We start from the raw sequence: 23,456 nt of genomic DNA, 5'->3' as shown, positions 1-23,456 counted from the left end.
GCCAGGCAGCGCTCACGGTCATGATGGTAGCCAGAGTGGCAGCACCTTTACCGTTGATAATCACGCATCAATCACCCAGCTTAAGTGTGGGTGATTTTTTGTTGTGCTGAACAATGATTCCATTAGCACGATTAACCAAAATTTTTGCAAATCATCCTTGCTTATGGTGGCGGTAGGCCCCGCCTTATCCCCGATATAAAGGGATTTTTAGCAGTTCACAAAATATTTCTTTACCCACCGTTCTGACCCCCGTACGCTAAGAATAAGGGCAGAGGTTCTGCCACGGAAGTGTGTAAAGGAGGACGACATCATGCATTTTCTTTGGGCGTTAATTATTGGTGCGTTAATTGGTGCCGTTGCGGGTGCCATCACGAGCAAGGGGCATTCCATGGGTTGGATTGCCAACATTATCGCTGGGTTACTGGGGTCCGCCGTTGGTGAAGCGGTGCTAGGCCACTGGGGACCACAGCTTGCCGGGATGGCGCTGATTCCGTCAATTATTGGGGCCGTGGTGCTGGTGGTCATCGTTTCCTGGATCGCCGGCCGCAGCCAGACAGATTAGGAGGGACACCCAATGGACACAGTTAAAACGGTTTTTAAGTTTATGGTCGCCAGCACCCTGATCGTCGGGGGTGTGTTGGTGGCCGGCACGGTCGTGGCCGCTAAGGGCATCGACGGTTTGGGCGACAAGTTACAACGGAAGTTACACGGCTAGTGACTAGCGCATGGTCGCCACGACGAAGTGAGCGTTGGTCACCATGCCCGTCAGCCATACTAATAAGGCCGCTCTCATCACGAGGGCGGCCTTATTAGTATGGTGCAGTAATTAATCGACGCGTTTGATCTTACCCACGGCGATCGGCAGGGTGACGTGGGCGTCGAACATCCCCACCATTCCCGCCACGCTGTCGGGCAGGTCCAAGCCGGCTGGTACGCCGTGAATGTAGATGACCCGCTTGTCGAGCTGCAGGTCGCGACTACCAAACGCTTGGGCAAAGTTGTCCTGGAGTTCATTGACCGGCACAACTTTGGTGTACGCAAAGTGGCCGTCCGCGTCGGCAACGGGGTAGCGGTCGTGCGGGATGTCCATGTGTTCCGGTGCGTCGTCGAACGGTACCATGGTCGTACCGGAGACGGATTCCGTTTCCATGAGATCGACGAAGCCGTCGCCGTTTGCGTCCTGGGCTGCGGTCGCAATCTGGGCGTCCTGGCCGTCAGGAAAGCCGTGGAAATGTTCCCAGTGCTCAATGTTAGCGGGCGTATCGAACATTTCAATGTTGATAGTCAACTCCGTGTCGGTCAGCTCCAGCCGGGCGGTCCCGTGGGCGGCAGTCCCAATTTTATCAGCGTTCAGTGGCACAATGTCTGCTTTGTATGTGGTCATCATCAAATCCTCCTCGTAATTGTTATGGTCAGTATAGCACCGTCCGCGTATACTGTAATTGACATTTATCAATTTTACGTGGAGGTACTGAGTATGCATGATCCGCAACAGTGTGTCGCCGGCGCACCCATCTTTGCCGGGCTGCCCGCCCCGATTATTGCGCAGCTAGCGCAAATCTCGACCCACCAGCAACCCGTTGCCAAAGGGGCATTGTTGTACGCGGCTGGCGAGCCGGCCGAGCGGATGTTAGTGGTGGACAGCGGCCGGGTGAAGGTGTTTCGTACCGCGGCGGACGGGACGGAACACATTATGTACCTGCTAGAGCCGCGGTCCGTGGATAGTGAAGCAGCGCTGTTTGCCGACGTGGCACACCAGAATTCAGCGGTAGCCATAACGGACGCCCGGGTTTGCTCAATTCGTCGGGATGATTTTCGCGAGTTAGTGGCCACGACCCCGCAGCTCGCGGTGAGCCTCCTCAGCGCCTTTGGCAACCGGCTGACCATGCTGGAAAACCGCAGTGCGGGGCTGGGTACGCTGACGGCACACGACCGGTTGTTACGGTACCTCGAAGATACCGGTGCCCACCTACGGACGAATTACTTTCGGTTGCCCATGAGCAAACACGACTTGGCGGGGTGGCTGAGTATCACCCCGGAAACTTTGAGCCGCAACTTGAAGCAGCTGGTCACGGAGGGGCGCATCGCGATGCAGGGGCAGATGGTGCGGGTGCTATGAATGTCACAGTATCAGCGCTCCAAACGTTATTTTTTGAACGAATAGTCAGCGATAATTTCTGGCCGTTTTAAATCTTCTCGTGCCGTTACGCCCAAACTGAGTGTTTTTTTACCCAGAAAGCGTTTACAAAACGGTACGTGCGGGTTATTATAGCTGTGTTGAGAGCAACAGCATAAACGGATCGTTACTACTAGACTAGGCGTGACCGTGGCTGAACAACACTAGATGATGCTAGTGTTGTACACCACGGTTATTTTTATGCCCAAAAACGGTGCGTCGATGCTTCCCGGGATGCTCCTGCAATTGCAATTATTTGTCGTGGTATGTTGATGCTGAAAGAGGGAAAAATCATGCAATTCATCATCAAACGCCTAGAGAAACATCAGAAGTTGTTCGAGAAGATTTCTCGTAACATCTACCTGATGGCCATCAAGGATGGTTTTATTGCCGCCATGCCGATCATCCTGTTCTCTAGTATCTTCATTTTGCTATCAAACGTTCCACCGCTCATTGGGATCAAGATCCCAGTTGATTTGAACGCGTGGTTCAATAAAATTTACAGTTACACCATGGGCTTTGTGGGGTTCTACGTTGCCGGGACGACCGCCAAGGCTTTGACCGGTTCCATGAACCAGCGGATGAAGGGTGGTCGCTTCATTAACAACACCTCCACCATGATGGCGGCGATGGTCGGCTTCATGTTGCTGGCCATCGGTACGACCAAGGCTGGCAACTACATCCCCGGTTTCTTCGGGACGGATGGTATTCTGTCCGCATTCGTAGCCGCCTTTGGGACTGTTTGGGTTTACAAGTTCTGTGTTTCTCGTGATTTGACGATCAAGCTACCAAAGGAAGTGCCCGGGGCGATTTCCCAGACTTTCCGGGACATCATTCCGTTCGGGATGGCAACCCTGATCTTCTCCCTGATTGATGTTGCTGCCCGTGCTTGGGTCCACGTACCATTTGCCCAGGTTATTCAGACCGTCCTGGCACCAATCTTCAAGGGTGCCGACACTTACCCTGGGATCATGTTCGTCGAGTTCCTGATTCCGCTGTTCTGGTTCATGGGCATCCACGGACCATCCGTGGTCAAGCCAGCGATCGAATCTGCGCTGTTCGGGAACACGACCGCTAACCTGGCACTGTTCAAAGCGGGTCACTTCCCAATTCACGCTTTGTCCGAAAACTTCCTGAACTTTGTTGGTGAACTTGGTGGTACTGGTGCCACGTTCATGGTACCAATTCTGTTCCTGCTCTTTGCGCGTTCCAAGCAGTTGAAGGCCATCGGGACCGCTTCTGTGGTACCCGTTATGTTCGCCGTTAACGAACCACTGCTGTTTGGTGCACCAATCGTACTGAACCCGTACTTCCTGGTTCCATTCGTGCTGTCACCAATGATCAACGTTGCCATTGGGAAGATGTTCGTTGATCTACACCTGATGCGTGGGTTTATGTACGTGCTGTCTTGGGCGCTACCTGGGCCAATTGGGGCGTTCCTGGATACGAACTTCCAGTGGAGTGCACTGGTATTGATGGCGATTCTGTTAGTCATTGATTCGTTCATTTACCTACCATTCATCAAGGCGTACGACGCGACGTTGGTACTGCAGGAAGCGAACAACGCTGGTGCCGCCGTTGCTACGGCTGGCGCTACCGCTGCTCCTGCTGGCACGACTACGACGACCGTTGAACCAGCCGCTGCAGCTGTCACCGACAACGCAGCTGACAGCACCACTGATCAGCCCGTTAAGAAACTTGATAAGCAGTTGAAGGTCTTGGTTCTGTGTGCTGGCGGTGGTACTAGTGAACAATTAGCCAACGCGCTGGTTGAAGGCGCGAAGGCCACTGGTGAACCAATCGTCGCCACGGCGGGTGCGTATGGTTCACACCACGATATCCTGCCCAACTACGACCTGGTTGTTTTGGCACCTCAGGTACGGACGTATTACAGTGATTTGAAAGCTGATACGGATAAGTTAGGTATTAAGTTAGTTGCTACCAAGGGTCAGCAGTACATTGAGTTGACACACGATCCGGCTAATGCTGTGAAGTTCGTGCTGAACGCCGTGAATGAGTCGGAGGACCCAGAAGCACCTAAGAATTAGTGACGACGTTGAAGTAGGAGGGACACCATGAAGTTAGTAGTTCGGCAGATCTATAACAACAACAGTGCCCTAGTCGCAGTTGGTCAAGATAAAGAAGCCGTCGTACAAGGCAAGGGCATTGGCTTTGGTAAGCGCAAAGGTGATGTCATTGACGCCAGTGCGGCCACGAAGATCCTGTACCTCGACGATAGCCGCGTCCGTGGGCAGTTCGCGAGTTTACTCAAAAACATCCCCATCGATATCGTAGTGACCGTCTTTGGGGCGGTGGACCGGGCTAAAAGTCAGTACCACCTACAGTTACTCAACTACGTTTACATCACGTTGACGGACCACGTGTTCCAAATGTATCAACGGTTGATGGCGGGTCGCTACCAGCCGAGCGTGGTCCCGGACATTCATGAACGTTACCCAGTTGAGTATCAGGTGGCACAAGATACGTTGGCAGCCATTAATACCAGCCTGAACGTGCAGTTTCCGCAGGCGGAGGTCAAGAGCCTCGCGTTGCACTTTATCAACGCACAGGGCGAGGAAAATGATGACGAGGCGCAGGCGGACACCAGCGTGGATATGGTCAGCGTGGTTAACGACACGGTGAAGGCCGTATTCAAGGAGTACCATATTCAACGCAACGTGGCCAACCAGAACTACTTCGATCGCCTTATGATCCATTTGCAGTACATGGTCGAGCGGGTCAAGGAAAACGCGCAGGATGCTGAGCCGCTGGGTGCAGATATTTACCAAGAGTACCGGCAGAAGTTTCCGCACTCATACGGTATTGCTTCGGAAATATCCCAGCAGCTGGAGCAGCGGTTACACGTGCAGTTAACTGAAAATGAGCGGTTGTACTTTATCATTCATATTCAGCGCTTGATTCACGAAAACGACGTTCAAAAATAAAATAGTCGCAGGGGGTAAATTGATAATGGCAACAAAAAAAGAGATCTCAATGACGGGGTTTGACATTGTGGCGTACGCGGGGGATGCCGAAACGGACTTGCTGGACGCACTGGATGCGGCCCATAAAGGCGAGTTTGATCACGCACGTGAATTGGTCAAGTCCGCCGAAGAATCAATTAACCTTGCGCACAATACGCAGACCAAACTCCTGAGTCAGGAAGCCGGCGGCCAAGAAATGGACGTCACGTTCATCATGGTCCACGCGCAGGATACGCTGATGACAACCATGATGTTGAAGAACGAAGCTAAGTACTTCATCGACGAATATGAGCGGCTGCACAAGTTGGAAGAGCAGTTTGCCAGTCAGCAACACTAGTACTGGAGGAGAACAAAATTGGCATCTTTGTTGAATCGCGTTAAAAAATTACCAGCCGGCTTTGTTTGGGGCGGCGCCACCGCGGCCTACCAGGTCGAGGGTGCTACCCAGGCGGACGGTAAGGGGAAGACGATGTGGGATGACTACCTGGCCCAGCAGGGTCGCTTCAGCCCGGATCCTGCTAGCGACTTTTACCACCTGTACCCGGAGGATATCGAGTTGGCCAAGTTGTACGGGCTCAACGCCATCCGCGTGTCGATCGCCTGGTCCCGCATTTTCCCCAGCGGGACGGGTGAGCCCAACGCGGCGGGGGTGGCCTACTACCACCGTTTGTTCGCCGACTGCTTGGCGAACGGCATCACGCCGTATGTGTCCCTACACCACTTTGACACCCCCAAGACCCTGTTTGACGCGGGGGACTGGCTGAACCGGGCCACAATTGATGCGTTTGTACGGTACGCCGACTTCTGCTTTGGCGAATTTACCGAGGTCAAGAATTGGTTCACCATTAACGAACTGATCTCCCTGGCATTTTCGCAGTACATCCAGGGCAACTTCCCGCCTAGTCACCACTTTGACGTGACTAGCGCTATCCAGGCTGAGCACAACGAGTTGCTGGCCCACGCGCGCGTGGTCAACCTGTTCAAGGACAAAGGTTACGCTGGCCGGATCGGCCTGATCCACGTGTTGGAGCCGGTCTACGCCTACCCGGAGACCCCGGAAAATCAACACGCGGCGGCACTGGAAGACGCGTTCATGAACCGGTTCCTGCTGGATGGGACGTTCAAAGGTGAGTACACCGACGACACGATGGCGCTCATCAACGAGTTGCTTGACGCTAATGATGCGCACCTGACGATTGAGCCGGGTGACATGGATATCATTAAGGCGGCGGCCACCCAGAACGATTACTTTGGCATGAATTACTACCAGCCGGCGTTTGTCGCTGCGTACAGCGGCGAAAGCACCAACCGCTTTAACGGCACCGGCGAGAAGGGTACCAGTGATTTCAAGTTCAAGGGTGTGGGGCAACACGTCAAGAAACCCGGCGTGGACCAAACCGATTGGGACTGGAATATATACCCCGAGGGGATGTACGACATGCTCAAGCGGGTCGCCCGTGAGTATCCGGAAAGTAAAACGATTTACATTACCGAAAACGGTCTAGGTTACAAGGATGAATACCAGGGTGTCGGGCAGCTGATCAACGACGATAAGCGGATCGACTTTCTCGACCGGCACGTGGCCGCCTTGCTACAAGCGCGTGCTGCAGGTGTGAACGTCCAAGGTTACTTTGTTTGGTCATTGCAGGACCAGTTCTCCTGGGCCAATGGTTACAACAAGCGTTACGGCCTGTTCTACGTCAACTTTGATACGCAGGCCCGTGAGATTAAGAAGAGTGCACTCTGGTTCCGTGAGCTGGGGCGGACCATCGGTAGTTAATCACCCCGACTATCGGTGATGGTCTCGTGAAGGGTACAACTGATCGTATCGGTTGTGCCTTTTCGCGTTGTAGACGAGGGGGAATTGATGATGAACGTAATTTGGGATTTTGTGCGGGCCAACCCCACGGTGGTGATGGCCCTGTGCCTAGCCGCGGCAGCCTGGGTGAGTGGTGCCCACTTCAGCAAAGCCGTTGCGGGCGCGGTCCAGCTAGCAATCGCCATCACCGGGATTGTCGCTACGGTGGGTGTGCTGACCACGGTCTACCAGCCGGCGTTACGCGCCATGGCTCAGCACACTGGCATTGACTTACCGGTGGCGGACGTTGGCTGGGCGCCCATTGCGACCATTACCTGGTCGTCGCCGTACACCCTGCTGTTTCTGGGGCTGGCGTTGCTGGTCAACGTGGCGATGTTTAAGTGGCACCGGACGCGGACCATTGATATCGATATTTTTGATATCTGGCACCTGGCGTTTACGGGGTTGCTGGCCCTGTATGTTGGGGCGCCGGTAGTGGTCGTCTTGCTCTTCATCGTGTTGCTGGTCGTATTAAAGTTGATGAATGCCGACCTGATGAAGCCAACGTTTAACGACCTTTTGGGTGATACCAGTAGCTTGATGACGACCACGCACCTCAACTACATGATCAACCCCCTGGTGATGGTGCTCGACCGTATCTATTCGCGGTGTTCAGGTTGGCTGGACCGCTACGACATTGATGCGGCGGCACTAAACAACCGGATTGGCTTTGCGGGGAGCCGCTTTGCCATTGGGATGTACATTGGTATTTTCGTGGGCCTGCTGGGGCGGCTAGGCGTGGGGCCGATGCTGGTACTGGGATTCACGTTAGCCACCACGCTTGAGCTGTTTAACATCATCGGGGGCTGGTTCACCGCCGCCGTTGACCCGCTGACCCAGGCGCTCACCGACAAGCTGAACGCCCACTTTGCCGGTCAGCCGTTCAACATCGGCTTGGATTGGGCGTTTCTGTCCAGCCGGGCCGAGGTGTGGGCGACCGCCAACATCTTGGCGCCCATCATGTTGCTGGAAGCACTGGTGCTGCCCGGCAACCGGATTCTCCCCCTCGGCGGAATTATGGCGATGGGGGTGACCCCAGCATTACTAGTGGTGACGCGAGGCAAAGTCATCCGCATGGTGGTCATTGGTGCGGTCGAACTACCACTGTTTCTGTGGGCTGGGTCGCTGTCCGCGGGGTTTGTCACGCACGCGACCAACGCACTGGCCGGTTCGCAACACCTCATGGCGATTAGTGCGGCCACCAAGGAAGGGCCCATCGAACAGTTTTTGGCCATCACGCTGGGGCGTTGCCACACCGGTGATTGGCGGTGGCTGGTCATCACGGTAGTGGCGTTTACGGTCTACCTGTTACTCTTCGCGTGGTACGCCCACGCGATGCGGCGCCGGAACCGGGATTACACGGAGTCATAATGAAGGGTATGCAAAAGGGACAGGATCAACGGTCGTGTGACTGTTGATTCTGCCCCTTTGGTTGTACGTGCAGTTGTTAGTTATACCGCTTCATCAACGCCCTTTTCCGCAGGTGCCGGCCGGCCAAATTAGTAGCCCTGCTCCAGCTGGACGCCAAAGTGGGAGTGGTCGAACGCCATCTCGTACTGGGTTTCGACTCCCTCGAGAATAAACTCCAGGTGGTTTTGCTGGGCGATACCAGTCCAGAACTTGATGCGCTCCGCCATCTGGTCGAAGGTCGCGGTCTTGCGCAAGTTTTGCATGGCAAACTTCACGCCGTCGACGTACGGGAAGAGCTTGTGAACGAGCTCAAAGCTGTTGTCACTCCCCACGTCGTCGATGTAGATTTTGACCCCGCCGGCGTGGTAGATGCTACTGATTTCGCGAACAAAGTTGAGACTAGGCGCGTCCATGATCTCCACGATCAATTCATGGGGACCCTCTGAGCGCTGATGGAACAGGGTCAAAGCGGTAGCCACCGTTGCATCGCTAAACTCGTCAGCCGTCAGGTTGAGCGTCACGGACTTGCAGGTAGCGTAACGCAGAAACCGGCGCAACAGGTCGATCTGAGTGCCAACGCCAATGTCAAAGCTTTCGGGCAGTACCCAGCGGTCGTGGTTGGCATCGTACTGACGCAGCAATAGTTCGTTATGGACGATTTGGGGGTCGCCACCAGTTACGTCGTAGATACCCTGACCAAAATAGGCCAGTTCGGCGTGGTGGGCGCGGTGGTGCTGGCCGTACACCTGCCCGTCAACGGTGATCACGTCGCGTCCGGAGCGTTTACTCTCTTGCAAGTTGATTGTGGCGCGCTGGTAGGTGTCTTCCACCGACTCATCGCTTGGCTGCATAGTGGTGACCCCGACCGAGACGGTGATGGCTATCTGGTCGTCTTTGTATTGGAACGGGTGCGTCCGGACCGCCTCCCAGCAAGCGACGATGATTGGCATTGCGTCGTCCGCCGTGACGTCCTTAACGACAATCATGAACTCCTGACCACCAGTCCGTAAAATTTCCGCCGCGTCACCATATGGGTGTAACGTGTCCTCCAGCAGCTGGGTCAACGCCAAGAGGATGCTATTGCCCCCCATGTGGCCGTAGTTGGCATTGATGCGGGTAAAGTGGTCGATATCCAAGACGGCCATGGTGAAAACGCCCGCGTGTCCCTGCGAATAGTTGAAGGCGTCGGTCATGTGGTGCTCATAGCGTTCATAGGTGTCGGCGGTGGTCAACACGTTGTTTTTAGCCGTCGCGGCTTTGGCCCGCAGGTGTTCCAGGTACGTCCAGTACAGGCTGAGGATGGCGGCCATGGCAATGAGGGTCCCGATGGCTAGTACCAAACTGGTGGGACTACCGGCCGGGCCCAATGGTGACCGGGCTGGCAGGGTGAGCCAGAAGCCAGCGGCCCCCACTGCGGCCAGGCCAACCGTCAATGCCGGGTTATGGCGAATCATGTTCGTATACCGCCGAATCCCAGTCAGGGCCGCAATCAGGAGCACCGTGGCAATAATAGTGTTGGCGCTGGTGATGTTGGACCAGTGGGCGGTTAACCAGACGATGAGGAGGCCATCTACGCGGATAGCATACTCGGTGCGGGTCGTGGCGGTATCAAAAAGGACGGCTGCCAGCATGATGAGCGCGCCGTTAGTGTAGGTAATTGCGTTGTACTGGCCCACCATCCGCGCGGTCACGAATAGCACAATGCCCACGGCGACAATACCGAGTGAGAGCAATAGCCGCGAAAATTGGCCTTGCGGGTCGGTGCGCCGTAACGTGACGAGGCGGTGCCAGTAATTAGCGTAGAAGCCGATGAAACTAGTGATAAAAAACGTCATGACCACGAGTTGAACAATTTGTGGTTGGATTTGGTTGATGGACATGGACAGTACTCCCCAAATGCGGTTCTTGGTTAAGCCCATGTTCCCCCGAAGATGGGCCTAACGCTGGTAACGATCAGCTACAAACGGTGCCACCAAAATGCCTGGGACTTTGATGTTACCACGAGTGCAGTAGTGCAATAAACGTACAATAAGCAACGGATGTTTGCCTATTTATCTACGTTCAGTTTATGTCTTCATCCGCCAATCTACAAGCAAATTAATCAATCAGTTATGGTAACGTAATACAACTATTGGGCAGTACTAATGCTGGACTAGTGAAGATGTGGAAATTGTGGTGTAAGCGCTATTCAATGGGGCCAATCGTGCTAAACTGGGGATGATGAATGGGGGTAGTCATAATGGCAAAGGTACGACTGATCATGAGTGATATCGACGGGACGCTGGTCAACGATGACCACGTGATTCCCGCAAAGGTTGTGACCACGATCCAGGACTTTAAGGCGCGCGGTGGCCGCTTCGTGTTGGCCTCGGCCCGCCCACCGTTGGGAATGACGGCCTTGGCCGACCAGCTCGGCTTTGACGTGCCGCTGGTCAGCTTCAACGGTGCGTACATCGCCCAACGGGATGCGGACGGCGTGCTTGCCCCCATTTATGAGGCGCCACTAGCACCGGGCGCGGCCCGGACGGTATACCAGGTTGCCCGGCAACAGGATCCCGGCTTAAGCATCAACGTCTTTTCCGGCCAGCACTGGTTTGTGGATGAGCAGGAGTACTGGGAGACACAGGAAGCGGACATCACGGGCTTCCCGCCGGAGGTCCAACCGCTACACGAGGTGTTGGCGGGAGAAGACCCGATCCACAAGGTGCTGGTGATGGGTGAAGAGCCCGACATCGACGTGTTACAGGCGACGCTGGCAGACCGGCCAGAATTAGACCTAGCCCTCTCTCGTTCCAAGCCGACCTATTTGGAAATCACGCACCGCGGCGTTACCAAAGCTGCGGCGTTGGCTTTCCTGCGCGACTACTTCAAGGTGCCGTTAGCCGCCACGCTAGCCATCGGCGATGGGGGTAATGACCTCCCAATGATTCAAGCGGCCGGGGTTGGGGTCGCTATGGGTAATGGCGCTGCGGCGTTGCGGCAGGCGGCGGACGCTGTGGTCGCCGATAATAATGCTGGTGGGGTCGCGGAAGCAATCAACCGCTTCGGTATTTAGTTAAATTGATATCAGTATGCCAAAAGATGCATGTCGGTCGGCAATCCTTATTTGATTGCCGACCGATTTTTTTATTTGACGTTAAATAATATATTTTCCAGGTGATGGTAATGATAACGCCACTTTTATCATAACCATGTTGCGCCCTTTAAATATCAGCATTGGGCACGATTGTATGTGTGTGAGAGCGGCAAAACATTGGCCGTTCTTACCAAGTTGCCATAATTTGAAAAATAAATTTGCTGTTATTCCAATTTAGGCAAAGGTACTGGTTGGTAGAATGAAGGCGGCTTCACTAGCATGTACAAAGGTATTTATTGGGTAAAAGTTATCCAAAGATAAGGACGTGCCAATGATTACCGGCTATTATCACGTTATTGAGTGTAGGTTGTTACTAGGTTTTTAAGTTTTGGGGGATACTTTTGAAAATTAAATATGTATTTGCTTCTGTAGCAAGTGCGGCTTTGTTGGCAGTTGGCGTCCTGGGGGGGACACCAAGTCAGTCAGGCAGTGCTAATGGTGCAGTGCGCTCTTCGCAGTCAACTTCGGCCCACAAAGTGGTGAAGAAGGATACTGCCAAGAAGTCTACGGCCAAGAAGAGCAAGGACACTGCTGCTAAGACGGCCAAAAAGGACCATCAACAGGCAGCAGCTAAAGCGGCTAAGCAGGCTAAGGTTGCTAGTGCGTCCAGCGCTAGCAACACGAGTGCCAGCCAGGCGAGTGCGACCAGTACTAGCAGTAGCCAGGCCAGCCAGGCGGCTAACAGCACCAGTACCACGAGTACTGCAGCCAGTGCAAACACTACGGCCGCGGCACCAGCAGCCAAAACCAGTCAACCGGCAGCTAGCCATGCAACCACGCCAACCACAGGCTTCACGATCGGTGGCTCCACGTACGCCATCCGGTCCTTTAGTGGTAGTGGTTCAGTTCCAGCCGACAGCTACGTTTACCAGTGGACTGGCATGAGCAACCACTACCTGTTCGAACGGACGGGGGTAGCGTTTGGTTCTTTGGCTAGTGCTGGTGTTGGTTCGACCGTTGCCGTTAACGGCCACCAGTACACCATCCGTCAGGTGCTGTACAACCAGAACAACACGACCGACGCGGCGTATGACGCGTTGATGGCTGGTAAGGCTAAGTGGGGCGGGATCAGTTTCCAGACCTGTGAAGCTACCAATGGTTACGTACGTCTGTACTTTGCTAACTAGTTAGTATTACATTCATAGGTACATAAATAGACCCGTTAGTTGCGGACACGTAATTAACGGGTCTATTTGTATGGTGAAGGTTGGGATATCTTAATGGCACCTTAAGGGAATTGGCAAAGAAGCGTAACTCGGCCTGCACAGTTTCTTCACACTTTCCCGGCATACTAATCAACATAGAAACGAGGTACCCCAGAACCTCGCTCCTAAACTTCTTCTTCATAATCGTGATGTGGTTTCCCAGAATCACATTACCCTCCCTCATTGAGGACCCTCCGTGTGGACAGCGGGGGGCCTTTTTTTGTTGCGTGAAGTGGGACACGGGTTGTGGGTGGGCGAATATTATCATAGATAATAGGAAGTTGAAAAGAGCGGCGGTGGTGGGATGCGTTTCGATTTCCGTTACTACCTATAATTATCGGGCTGCAGTCTCTCGGCTGAGCTGACGCGCAGCCTGCGAGTGGCTGGCCCGAAGCGCTGAAGCGCAGTGGTGGTAATCTGTCACTGAACTCGCTCTGACGTCCGATATGTATCGGGCAACAGTCTCTCGGCTGAGCTGGCGCGCAGCCTGCGAGTGGCTGGTCCTAAGCGCTAAAGCGCAGTGGTGGTAATCTGTCACTGAACTCGCTCTGACGCCCGATATGTATCGGGCAACAGTCTCTCGGGCTAGCTTTGCGAGCCCTGCGAGTGGCTGGTCCTAAGCGCTAAAGCGCGGTAGTGATAATCTGTCACTGAACTCGTTCTGACATCCGGTATGTATCGGGCTGCAGTCTCTCGGGCTAGCTTTGCGAGCCCTGCGAGTGGCTGGCCCTAAGCGCTAAAGCGCTAAGGGCCAGCGCAAAAAAAGAAGCCCGCATGGGGAGCCAATGTCCCACTTGCGCACTTCTTCCTGGTAATCCTGCTGAGGCGTGCCCCACACGCAGGCAACGCAGGCACCCAATACTCCACGGCCCCCACCGTGGCGCCTTCGCGAACGTTGAATTGCTTCAACAAGTATCGGTAACCATACGTTCAGTTGCTAAGTGCTCCGTCCATTTGGTCCGCAGCGTACCCACAACTTACACTTTACAGATGAAACTATACATTTTTTGTATATACTTGTCCATTATCGCAAGATAAACAAACTTATATTTCGACAAAAAAGGTCTGTTATTTAGACCAATTAGCGCCTGGGCTTACGCAATCAAGGAAATTAGCCGTACCAATTGGCGTTAATCATGGCAAATGTTGGGTGACGGTAGCACAAATCTCTGAAAAATCGGTATGCTTGCGCTTATGGTAACGATTGACTTTGCCACTGTCGGTCATAATTCAGTCCGTGTTTACATGAACGCATTTGGTTACGGCGACCACTTGGTGCGCGCCGTGCTCGACCTGAGTATATGGAGTTATTCACGCCATACAAAAAGGCGGCAGCCACACGCTACCACCTTCTGGCTGACGTTAAATTGTAATTTCTTCGATCTCGCCCAACTGCCGCAGCTTTTCGCGCTGCAGCACCTTAATGCCGTTGCGATCCGTGGAAATCAGCCCGAGTTGCCGGAGCTTTTTCATGTTGCGGGAGGTGTTGACCGGGTTCAGCACGACCAGACTGCCCATTAGTGATTGGCTCACGTGGACCGTATCATCGCTGGGTTCGTATTCGTCCAGGTAGCAGGTCAGGTAGTATGCCAGTCGCTGCCACCCCGTACTGGTCAGCAACAACTCCTTTTTGCGGATCAGGTAATCGATGTTGCGCTGGTAGCTGAGAATGAGTTGATGATTAAAGTCGCGGTTGTTATACACCAGTTGGTCGATCTTATCATGGCTAATTGCTAAGACGTGGGCTTCGTGAATTGCCACGAGGCTGAGCGTGCTCTCTGGGCTGGTGCCTTCGGAACGGTACACTGGTGTAAGTGTGTCGTGACCGCACAACAAAAGACCGTGCTCCAATCCCGACTTGAAGAGTACCGAGCGCATGATGAGACCGTCCTCAATGTAGTAGTAGAAATGGCGGCCATTGGTGTCTTGCAGGCGTTCACCGACGTGGACGGTGATGCGTTTAGTCGCAAGACCAGTAAGAAGGGACTTAAACTTGGCGTAGTCCCCGTTGACGTAGAAGTTTAATTTGTTCATTGTTGCATCTCCCCGGATGTCTGCGGATGGTGACCGGCGGGTGCATTCGGCTTGCCATGGTATGTGAATACTACCTGAGGGTCGACGTGCGCATTCGGTGTGACCGATGCCATCATTCCCCAATTATATGCGTAGAATTTACACACGAAAATATTCGTCGATAATTAACAGTGTTAATTTTATGATGTTATAAACCATGCATCTGATTCAAAAAAATAATACTGGCACCTTGATGGCGGGCCGCTTGCCGTCGAGGAGGGTGGAAGGTGTTGCAAAATATTCCGGTTGCTCTGACACCCTTATTTTACTTGGTTTACATAATGAAAGTAAAGCAAAAAAAGCATTGGTGCTAGTTATATGTATGCGCGGCGCCAACTAGTCATAGATAACACCAAGCATTGGCGCCTAATCACGCGGTGGGGTGTTATTGTGTGGCGGTATCGGTGTTATGGACGCTAACTGAAGGTGAGGCAGTGCGATTGTGCAAGGCACCAGTGACCTGTAGACGTGTATGTGCAGTGTCCCCGCGATTACGGCATCTTGGTGGGGTCGAAAGTCGCTTGCGCCAACGTGAGAAATTCCTGGACGGGTTCACTGAGGGGCATACCAACTTTGTAGGTGATGGCCACATCAGCCTGAAAGTCGGTTACGGGCAGCGGCACAATTTGGGTGTCACCCTGAAGGGTGGTGGCCGTCAGTAGGGACGCCGGCACAATCGTGGCACCCAACCCGGCGTTGGCCAACTGGACCGCGGTGGTCAGGTTAGGGGTACGCAAAATGATGTTGGGGGTCGCCTCGTTTTGGGCGAGGAAGCTGGTTACAAGGTGCTGAAAGCCCGAGTCGTCAGTTTCGGCGATGAAGTCTTGGTCGTGAATCAGCGTGGCGATTCCGGGAGTGGCGTTGGCGTCAAAGTCGGGCGGCAATAGGCGGCTGGGCATGATCAACGCTGCGCTATCCGTGAACAGACGTTGGTGCTCCAGTGCTTCGTCGTAGGTGCGGCCAATCCCAATGTGCATATCGATGTCGCCAGCCAGTACGGCTTGCGCCATGGCGACTGCGGGTTGTTCAAAGAGGTGGATCTGCACCTGGGGAAAGCGCCGATGAAATTCCGGTAAGAGTTGCGGCAAAATGACTTGGGCGAGGGACGGGTTAACGCCCAACGTGATGCGGCCGACGTCGGTATGGGCGTAGGCTTTGAGGTTGTTGCTGACCGTCTGAAAGGAGCGGACCAGTTGCTGCATCTGGCGGAGGTAGTATTCACCCGCGTACGTCAGGCGCAGCGGGTGCTGGGCGCGGTCAATCAGCGCGACGCCGTACTGTTTTTCCTGGTTGCGAATCAGCTTGCTGACGGTGGGCTGCGTCATAAAGAGGTTGGCTGCAGTCTGGGAGACACTCCCGGTCTGGCTAATCTCGGTGAGGATGTTAATGAGCTGACGTTCGTGACTTAGTGGTGGTGTCATGAGCGACCTCCTTTTGTAACCGTAATCTAACCTTATCATTAGTCAGTATGCGCCCAACGTCAATGGGGTGCAAGTGTGGGGTGTGTTGGCCAGTCCCATGGGTACTGTTGGGGTAGGAGCGCGTAGTACTAATAATATAGTAGAAAGTGGCACCCAATGGCGGTCGGTATCCGTGCTAATTACCCAACTGCCGCCGCTGGACCGCTGTTGGCAGGTAATGGTGTTAGTGGTATTCTAACCACAAGCACTAACAAAAAGTAACGGTATCCGGACAAAGGGGGATGTAACCATTGGCAGACAAAGATGATGAGGCGTTGCGGCGCCGGTTGACGCCCGAACAGTACGCGGTGACGCAGGAGGCCGCGACTGAACGCCCGTTTAGCGGCCAGTACGACGACTTTTACCAAGCGGGTATTTACGTGGACGTTGTGAGTGGCGAGCCGCTGTTTTCTTCGCAGGATAAGTATGATGCGGGCTGTGGCTGGCCGTCATTTACGCGGCCAATTACCAAATTGGCTGAGCACCGGGACCAGAGCTTCGGCATGGAGCGGACGGAGGTGCGGAGCAAAAGCGCCGGGTCGCACCTCGGCCACGTCTTTTCGGATGGGCCGGCCGCGGCGGGTGGCCTGCGGTATTGTATTAACTCCGCAGCGTTGCGGTTTATCCCCGTGGCGGACCTTGAGGCGGCAGGTTATGGCGAGTACCGGCAACTATTTCAATAAACAGGTGACATTAGGCCGCCACGACTTGACGTTCGTGGCGGCTTGTTTTACTTTTAAAAAGGAAACGATTTCATAGAATCGAGGTTAGCAATATGCATAAAGTACAATTAGGCAATAGTAACTACCAGGCATCCGCCGTAGCGTTAGGCGTGATGCGGATGAACGCGTTGTCTGTACCCGAGGCGGCGACCGTGCTGGACACCATCAAGGACGTGGGCATCAACTACATTGATTCTGCGGACATTTATGGTGCTGGTGACTCCGAGCGGGTCCTGGGCCAGGCACTCAAGCGTGCGGGCGCTAACCGCAACGACTTTTTCATCCAGTCGAAGGTCGGAATTGTTCAAAGCAAAGGTGACTCCCCGTTAGGCGCGGCTCCGTATGGTGGGCGTTACGACTTCTCGAAGCGTCACATTCTCGAGGCCGTTGATGGCGTCCTCGAGCGTCTGCAAATTGACTACTTGGACGCATTGTTGCTACACCGGCCCGACCCACTGATGGAAATCGATGAGGTTGCCGCGGCGTTTGATGAACTGTTGGCTAGCGGCAAGGTGCGCCACTTTGGGGTATCAAACTTCAACCCACGGCAGGTCGACTTGTTGCAGTCGGTAGTGAACCAGAAGTTACTGATCAACCAGCTACAGTTTGGTGTGATGCACACGGGTCCGATTACGTTCGGGATGCACACGAACATGACGGATGACGGCAGTATCAACCGTGATGGCGGTGTGATCGAATACTCACGGTTGCACAAGATGACGATTCAGACGTGGTCACCATTCCAGTACGGTCAGATTGAGGGTACGTTCATTAACAACCCGGCCTTCCCGGAGGTCAACCGGGTTCTGGACGTGGCCGCTAAGAAGCACGGTGTATCGAAGAATGCGATTGCCACGGCATGGATTCTGCGGCACCCGGCCCACATGCAGGTCATTATCGGGACGATGAATCCGGATCACATCCGCGACAGTGCGGCTGGTGCGGACGTCGACCTGACCCGGCAGGAGTGGTACGACATTTACTACGCTGCTGGGAATGATATGCCGTAATGGTTTGCGGTTAGGCGTGATTTGGTAAAATATAGCTTCCCCAGAAGGACGCGTGGCGGTCTTCGGCGGGTGGCTATTTTTTTGCCAATTTGGCGGGCGGGCAACATTAATTAGAACTTACGCTACTTGCGCTTGGGCCTGGGTTCGTGGTGGGTTGAATATCACTAGCACTGTTTACCCTCAGTGGTCGGTTGGGGGGTGTGGAACCCGCCGTGCACCCAAGCTGGGCCCGTCAGCCGCAGTCCCACTACCAGCTGCAGATTCTGCTCTCCTAATCTTGTCCCCAATCATGCGCCGGATTAGAATGGGGTTATGTAACAGACACCAGGGTTGGCGCCCTGGTGTTACTTAACTTTGGGGGTAACCGCATGACCGACATTCAGCTAATTGCATCTGATATGGACCACACGTTGTTGGAGGAGGATGGCAGCGTGCCCACCGGCCTCTTTGACCGGATTCGTGCCCTTCGTGAGCACGGCGTGGAATTCGCCGCGGTGAGCGGACGCTCCATTGCCACCCTACAGGGACTCTTCGCTCCCGTACGCAAAGCGGTGACGTTGGTCGGCGACAATGGGGCCGTAATTGAGCGGGGCAGTCGGCGGGTGTACACCAACGCCCTGCCGACGGCGACCCAGCAGCACTTAGTTGTGCATGCCCAGCGGCAGCGCGCGGGGGTGCCCATCCTGTCAGGCGTGGACGCAGGGTACATCGATGCGCGGGATCGGCGCTACATTGCCCAGTTGGGTAACTTTTTCAACGCCGTGCGCGTGGTGCCCCACCTTGAACAGTTCCAGCAGGATGTGACCAAGTTCACGGCCTTCTATCCGGATGGGGATGCGTACGACCGGGTGGAGAAGGAGTTTGACCGGCCCTTTGGTAGTGACCTCTCCGTGACCGTCGGCGGCGTCCACTTTGTTGACGTGATGAATCCCGACGTGGACAAAGGGGCGGCGATTCGCCAGATCGGGTCGGCGTACGGCATTCCGACCGCCCACATGATGGCGTTCGGTGACGGCGCCAACGATGTACCGATGTTACGGACGGTGAAGTACAGCTACCACGTGCTCAACGCCCTGCCGCCCGCTGCTGCGGCGGCGCGCTTTACCACGGCGTCCAACCGACGCCACGGGGTTTTGCGGATCATTGATAAAGTCTTAGCGGACATTATTTAGGGGGCGAGCAGTTGACCTACTTATACTTGGTGCGCCACGGCCAGACCGTCGTGAACACAGAGGGGCGCTTTAATGGCGGTGGGGTGGACGGCCCACTGACCGCCAAGGGTGTGGCGGGGGCGCAAGCCGTCCACACGTTGCTACAAGGCATCCACTTTGACCGCATTGTTAGTTCGCCGTTGCCCCGAGCGGTCGCGACGGCACGGCTAGTGACGGCGGCCGACGCGCCAATTGAACTCGACGACCGCCTGCGCGAGATGAGTCTCGGCGATTGGGACGGCCAGCTGTTGGCGCCGTGGATGGATGACCCCGAGTTCATTAATTACCGCCACCACATGGAACACTGGAATTACCGGGCGGTGCACGCGGAGGGTTACCAGGCATTGCTGCGGCGCACGCGCGCGGCCTTCAACGATCTGGCTGTGTCGGTAGGACCAACGGGCCGGGCGTTGGTCGTCAGCCACGGTATCGTCTTGACGGTGACCGCCAACGTGCTGACTGGCGTGCCGCTGGACCACGCTCGGGATACCGGTGAGGTGGCCAATACCAGCGTCACGGTGTTGCGGACGGATGGGCAGACTTGGACCAAAGCAGCGTGGAACGTGAAACCGGGTGCGGGCCAACCGCTCAACTTCTAACTAATTATCGACCAGGGGTCACCGTAGTGGGTGGCCCCTTTTTGCGTCCCAAAAGGCCGCTAATCTGCTAGTCAGCGGCCTGAATGTGACGATATAATCAAATTAGCCTTACTCGGCAAAGTTACCTAGTGGTGTGCGTGGTTGGCCCATGGGGGTTCCCTCCTGGGCGGTGATTCGCGCCTTAACAAAGGTGAGGGTGCTGCCGCTGTGGATTGCGGCCAGCCGGCGTATCATCAGGTCATCGGGCCCCTGTGTACCGGTGCGTAGGTGGTCAAACCACGTGTGCATGTCTTCCGAGTACAGGTTGGCGCTGATTGACGATAGGTGGTTATAACCCAGCGCCAGGCGGTGGCGTAGGTCCGTTTCGTTACCAGTGTAAATGGGCCAGTCATTACCCATTAGCTGACGAATGGCGGGTACGCGTTCAGGGTCACCCGCTTCTTTGAGGCCCACCACTTGCGGCGAACGGACAAGTTGCCGCAAGGTGGTTAGCTCCAGGTTGAAGCCCGTACGGTGCGGGTCGTTGGCGAGAATGGTGGGACGCTGGGCGGCGGCCATGATGGCACGGACGTAGTTAGCCGCCTCCTGTTGCGTGGGCAGAATGTACGGTGGCAAGCCGAGCAAGATCCCGCTGATACGCGGTTGGGCAGCAACGGTGGTGGCGAGGGCGACGGCTTCACGTTGCTGGATGCTAGCAACACCAAAGATGATTTCGAGGTCGTCGGGGAATGACGCATTATTAACGGCCACCGCGAGGGCCTGCTTTTCGGCCAGGGTCAGACTATGCTGCTCACCGGTGGCGCCGCTGACCAGCACGCTGCGAATCCCGTGGTGAGCGAGGTACTGGATGTGCGCAATGGTGGCGTCCACGTTCAGGGACTCGTCGTCGTTAAAGGCGGTGGGAACCGCCGCCTGGAACGGTTGTAATGTAGTCATGGGCATGTCCTTCTATTGTTATGATTGCGCCAGCGCGGTTAACTCCTCCGGCTGGTAGTTGCCAGTTTTCAGCCAATTCAACTCCACGCCATAAGGTGGGTGCATGTGGCGCTTGTCCGGCCCGACGTATGGGGTCTCGAGAATTTTCGGAATATCCGTGAGTTGGGGATGGTGGACGATGGCGTAGAGCGCGTCGAAGCCAATGGTACCAGCCCCAATATTGGCGTGGCGGTCTTTATGGCTGCCACGAGGATTCTTGGAATCGTTGACGTGAATAATGCTCAGTTTGTCGAGCCCCACCACGTGGTCGAATTCGTTGAGGACGCCGTCAAAGTCGTCGCGCACGTTGTAACCCGCGTCACTCATGTGGCAGGTGTCCATGGTGACCATGACTTTATCGTTATTCGTGACGCGGTCCAGAATGGCAGCAAGTTCCTCAAAGGTGCGGCCGACCTCCGTGCCTTTGCCAGCCATGGTTTCCAGCGCAATGGTGACGTGCTGGTCCGCCGTAATGATCTCGTTGAGTCCGCGCGCAATTTGGGCGATGGCCGCGTCGGCGCCGGCCCCCACGTGTGCACCGGGATGGAACGGCATGCTGTAGGCGTGGAGGGCCTCGGCACGGGCGACTTCGGCCCGCATAAATTCAACGGCAAAGTCGTAGTTGCCCGGTTTCTTGGTGTTGCCGAGGTTGACGATGTACGGCGCGTGGATTACCAGGTGGCTGAGGCCAGCCGTCTTCATGGCGGCCAGGCCCTCGGAAATCCGCATGGCACTCACGTCCTTGCGGCGGGTGTTTTGGGGCGCACCGATATAGAACTGTAGCGTCGTCGCCCCATAACTGACGGCTTCCGCGACCGCACCGGGGAACATTGCTTTGCCCGACATACTGACGTTTGCACCAATTAACATACTGTCTTCCTCCTCGTCTTGGCTACTGGCCTTAGTGTAGCACAGGCGTTAGTTGGTGGTGCGAATCTGGGGTTGGCAACCAAGAAGCAACCAAACCTGGTAGAATGACGGTAGGTACGAACGAATAGGGAGGTACAGACGGGATGGAGTACATTATCGGGGTGGACATCGGGACAACGAGCACGAAGGTGATTCTGTATGACGACCACGGCACCCAACTAGCCCGGGCCAACAACGGCTACCAGCTATACCAGGATGCGGCTGGCATGGCCGAAGAAGATCCTGACGCCATTTACCAAGCGGTGCTCACGGGTATCGCTACCGTCGTGGGTGCGGGTGGCATCGCGCCTACCGCCATTGCGGGACTATCGTTCTCCGCGGCGATGCATAGCCTCCTGTTGGTGGACGCCCACCTGCAACCGTTGACACGATTGATGACCTGGGCTGATACCCGGGCCCGCGGCGCCGTTGCCACCATCCAGCGGACTATTGCCAGCACCGACTTCTTTGCCCATGTCCCCATCCCCGCGCACCCGATGACGCCGCTAGCCAAACTTATGTGGCTGCACCACCGGCGGCCCGACTTGCTCCAGCAGGCCCACTACGTACTGGGCATCAAGGAGTACATACTGGCCCGGCTGACTGGCCAACTGGTTGAGGATTACTCGATTGCTAGTGCCACCGGACTGATGGACGTGCGCAGTTTGTCCTGGTACCCAGCTGCGCTGAGTTTAGCCGGGGTGCGTTTGGACCAATTACCGCCGTTGGTGGATACCGGCTACCAGCTGCACGGTTTGACCCCAGCCGCAGTCCAAGCCACAGGACTATCGCCGCAGGTCACGGTGGTGGTGGGCGCCAGCGATGGGGTGTTGAGCAATCTGGGCCTCGGTGCCATCAACCCCGGGGCGGCCGCCATCAACATCGGCACATCCGGCGCCGTCCGGGTCATGACTGACCGGCCGCTGGTGGCACCACATCATGACCTGTTTACCTACTACCTGGCGCCGCACCAGTGGGTGGTTGGCGGTGCCACGAGCAACGGTGGTAACGTGTTGCAATGGCTCCAAACCGCCCTCTTCCCGCAGTTGCCCGGCGCGGCCGCACAGGTTGGTAGCACCAGTACCGCAACGTTATTGCGGGCGTTGGCGAACATTCCCGCTGGTGCCGCCGGACTACTGTTTGTGCCGTACCTGCACGGTGCCCGCGCCCCTTTATGGGACGCCAACGCGCGGGCGGCGTTCCATGGGCTTAACGCTGAGCACTCCCGACTACACATGGCCCGGGCGGCGTTAGAGGGGGTTGCGTACAACCTCAAACGGGTGCTGGCCACCGTCATTAACGTGACGGGCCCGGTGACCACGGTGGCTGCGGCTGGCGGCTTTGCACGCAGCCCGTTATGGTGTGGAATTCTGGCCAGCGTCCTGGACGGACCGTTAGCCATTCCACAGGGCGTCGACAGTTCGGCCCGCGGTGCCGCCATGTTGGGGTTGCGTAGCCTTGGTGTGACCACCCAGCCGCTGATCGATAACTTACAACAACATTTCCAGATGGTGCCACCACAGTCTGCGGACGTGGCGGTTTACGCGCAACTGTACCCGCTATGGTGCCAATTGGTGGACCAAACGCGGGCCGTGGACGATCAGTTGGCGACTTTCCAGACCCTCCATGCCGGCAAAGCCGGTGCGGGCGATTATCACGGGCAATAAACACTGCATGGGTAACAAAAAAACGGTGTACCGCTAGGGTACACCGCTTTTTGTATGCAAA

The 23,456-nt window shown here is 55.6% G+C and carries 22 protein-coding genes; 16 read left to right on the top strand and 6 right to left on the bottom strand.

Annotation, left to right across the window (positions count from 1 at the left end; translation table 11 throughout):
* Positions 1–310 precede the first annotated feature (310 nt).
* Positions 311–562 (top strand): GlsB/YeaQ/YmgE family stress response membrane protein, encoded by a 252-nt coding sequence (locus tag FD19_RS04575; protein ID WP_054749861.1) that lies wholly within the window; start codon positions 311–313, stop codon positions 560–562.
* A gap of 12 nt (positions 563–574) precedes the next feature.
* Positions 575–715, top strand: a complete 141-nt coding sequence (locus FD19_RS09815) for a hypothetical protein (protein WP_156321858.1) — start codon at positions 575–577, stop codon at positions 713–715.
* 111 nt (positions 716–826) lie between these two features.
* Here FD19_RS09815 and FD19_RS04570 read toward each other — a convergent pair whose 3' ends face one another.
* Positions 827–1,387, bottom strand: coding sequence for a hypothetical protein (locus FD19_RS04570; protein WP_056969225.1), 561 nt, complete (start codon positions 1,385–1,387; stop codon positions 827–829).
* A 90-nt stretch (positions 1,388–1,477) separates the two neighbouring features.
* Between FD19_RS04570 and FD19_RS04565 the strand changes: the two genes are divergently transcribed.
* The 6 genes from FD19_RS04565 (at position 1,478) to FD19_RS04540 (ending at position 8,389) form a co-directional block, all read left to right on the top strand.
* Positions 1,478–2,119: a Crp/Fnr family transcriptional regulator gene (locus tag FD19_RS04565; protein ID WP_056969224.1), complete on the top strand. Its 642-nt coding sequence runs from the start codon at positions 1,478–1,480 to the stop codon at positions 2,117–2,119.
* A 350-nt stretch (positions 2,120–2,469) separates the two neighbouring features.
* Positions 2,470–4,224: a PTS lactose transporter subunit IIBC gene (locus FD19_RS04560; RefSeq protein WP_054749865.1), complete on the top strand. Its 1,755-nt coding sequence runs from the start codon at positions 2,470–2,472 to the stop codon at positions 4,222–4,224.
* 27 nt (positions 4,225–4,251) lie between these two features.
* A complete protein-coding gene (locus FD19_RS04555; RefSeq protein WP_054749868.1) occupies positions 4,252–5,121 on the top strand; it encodes a PRD domain-containing protein in 870 nt (289 codons plus the stop codon).
* A gap of 25 nt (positions 5,122–5,146) precedes the next feature.
* Entirely contained in the window at positions 5,147–5,497 is a 351-nt protein-coding gene (locus tag FD19_RS04550; protein ID WP_056969223.1) for a PTS lactose/cellobiose transporter subunit IIA, read from the top strand.
* Positions 5,498–5,515: 18 nt separating this feature from the next.
* A complete protein-coding gene (gene lacG, locus FD19_RS04545; RefSeq protein ID WP_056969222.1) occupies positions 5,516–6,940 on the top strand; it encodes a 6-phospho-beta-galactosidase in 1,425 nt (474 codons plus the stop codon).
* Between the two features lie 87 nt (positions 6,941–7,027).
* The gene (locus tag FD19_RS04540; protein WP_156321859.1) at positions 7,028–8,389 is read left to right on the top strand and encodes a PTS transporter subunit IIC; all 1,362 of its coding nucleotides are present in this window, start codon (positions 7,028–7,030) and stop codon (positions 8,387–8,389) included.
* 128 nt (positions 8,390–8,517) lie between these two features.
* Here the strand turns inward: FD19_RS04540 and FD19_RS04535 are convergent, their stop codons facing one another.
* Positions 8,518–10,308 (bottom strand): diguanylate cyclase, encoded by a 1,791-nt coding sequence (locus tag FD19_RS04535; RefSeq protein WP_056969221.1) that lies wholly within the window; start codon positions 10,306–10,308, stop codon positions 8,518–8,520.
* A 359-nt stretch (positions 10,309–10,667) separates the two neighbouring features.
* On the opposite strand from FD19_RS04535, the gene FD19_RS04530 reads away from it, so the two are divergent.
* Together FD19_RS04530 and FD19_RS04525 are read left to right on the top strand one after the other, a co-directional pair.
* Entirely contained in the window at positions 10,668–11,483 is an 816-nt protein-coding gene (locus FD19_RS04530) for a Cof-type HAD-IIB family hydrolase (protein ID WP_056969220.1), read from the top strand.
* 422 nt (positions 11,484–11,905) lie between these two features.
* The gene (locus tag FD19_RS04525) at positions 11,906–12,691 is read left to right on the top strand and encodes a hypothetical protein (protein WP_054749876.1); all 786 of its coding nucleotides are present in this window, start codon (positions 11,906–11,908) and stop codon (positions 12,689–12,691) included.
* Between the two features lie 1,440 nt (positions 12,692–14,131).
* On the opposite strand, the gene FD19_RS04515 is transcribed toward FD19_RS04525, so the two are convergent.
* Positions 14,132–14,803: a Crp/Fnr family transcriptional regulator gene (locus FD19_RS04515; RefSeq protein WP_056969219.1), complete on the bottom strand. Its 672-nt coding sequence runs from the start codon at positions 14,801–14,803 to the stop codon at positions 14,132–14,134.
* A gap of 196 nt (positions 14,804–14,999) precedes the next feature.
* Between FD19_RS04515 and FD19_RS09690 the strand changes: the two genes are divergently transcribed.
* A complete protein-coding gene (locus FD19_RS09690; RefSeq protein WP_156639613.1) occupies positions 15,000–15,182 on the top strand; it encodes a hypothetical protein in 183 nt (60 codons plus the stop codon).
* 151 nt (positions 15,183–15,333) lie between these two features.
* On the opposite strand, the gene FD19_RS04510 is transcribed toward FD19_RS09690, so the two are convergent.
* Entirely contained in the window at positions 15,334–16,263 is a 930-nt protein-coding gene (locus FD19_RS04510) for a LysR family transcriptional regulator (RefSeq protein WP_054749884.1), read from the bottom strand.
* Positions 16,264–16,553: 290 nt separating this feature from the next.
* On the opposite strand from FD19_RS04510, the gene msrB reads away from it, so the two are divergent.
* From msrB to FD19_RS04490, 4 genes are all read left to right on the top strand, one after another.
* Positions 16,554–16,985, top strand: a complete 432-nt coding sequence (msrB, locus tag FD19_RS04505) for a peptide-methionine (R)-S-oxide reductase MsrB (protein ID WP_054749885.1) — start codon at positions 16,554–16,556, stop codon at positions 16,983–16,985.
* A gap of 92 nt (positions 16,986–17,077) precedes the next feature.
* Positions 17,078–18,034 (top strand): aldo/keto reductase, encoded by a 957-nt coding sequence (locus tag FD19_RS04500; protein ID WP_054749887.1) that lies wholly within the window; start codon positions 17,078–17,080, stop codon positions 18,032–18,034.
* Positions 18,035–18,402: 368 nt separating this feature from the next.
* On the top strand, positions 18,403–19,206 hold the full coding sequence (locus FD19_RS04495; protein ID WP_056969218.1) for an HAD-IIB family hydrolase: 804 nt from the start codon (positions 18,403–18,405) through the stop codon (positions 19,204–19,206).
* An 11-nt stretch (positions 19,207–19,217) separates the two neighbouring features.
* Positions 19,218–19,844, top strand: a complete 627-nt coding sequence (locus FD19_RS04490; RefSeq protein WP_054749895.1) for a histidine phosphatase family protein — start codon at positions 19,218–19,220, stop codon at positions 19,842–19,844.
* Positions 19,845–19,952: 108 nt separating this feature from the next.
* Here FD19_RS04490 and FD19_RS04485 read toward each other — a convergent pair whose 3' ends face one another.
* Both FD19_RS04485 and FD19_RS04480 read right to left on the bottom strand, forming a co-directional pair.
* Positions 19,953–20,780 carry a dihydrodipicolinate synthase family protein gene (locus tag FD19_RS04485; RefSeq protein ID WP_054749897.1) on the bottom strand — a complete coding sequence of 276 codons (828 nt, stop codon included), beginning with the start codon at positions 20,778–20,780 and terminating at the stop codon, positions 19,953–19,955.
* 18 nt (positions 20,781–20,798) lie between these two features.
* Entirely contained in the window at positions 20,799–21,689 is an 891-nt protein-coding gene (locus FD19_RS04480) for a deoxyribonuclease IV (protein ID WP_054749900.1), read from the bottom strand.
* 143 nt (positions 21,690–21,832) lie between these two features.
* Between FD19_RS04480 and FD19_RS04475 the strand changes: the two genes are divergently transcribed.
* Positions 21,833–23,395, top strand: coding sequence for a gluconokinase (locus tag FD19_RS04475; protein WP_056969217.1), 1,563 nt, complete (start codon positions 21,833–21,835; stop codon positions 23,393–23,395).
* The last annotated feature ends 61 nt before the right edge of the window (positions 23,396–23,456 follow it).

The organism is Lacticaseibacillus thailandensis DSM 22698 = JCM 13996, assembly GCF_001436135.1.
Taxonomy (GTDB): domain Bacteria; phylum Bacillota; class Bacilli; order Lactobacillales; family Lactobacillaceae; genus Lacticaseibacillus; species Lacticaseibacillus thailandensis.
Note: the sequence above shows the minus strand (reverse complement) of the source record. Positions and strands in the feature narration are given on the sequence as shown.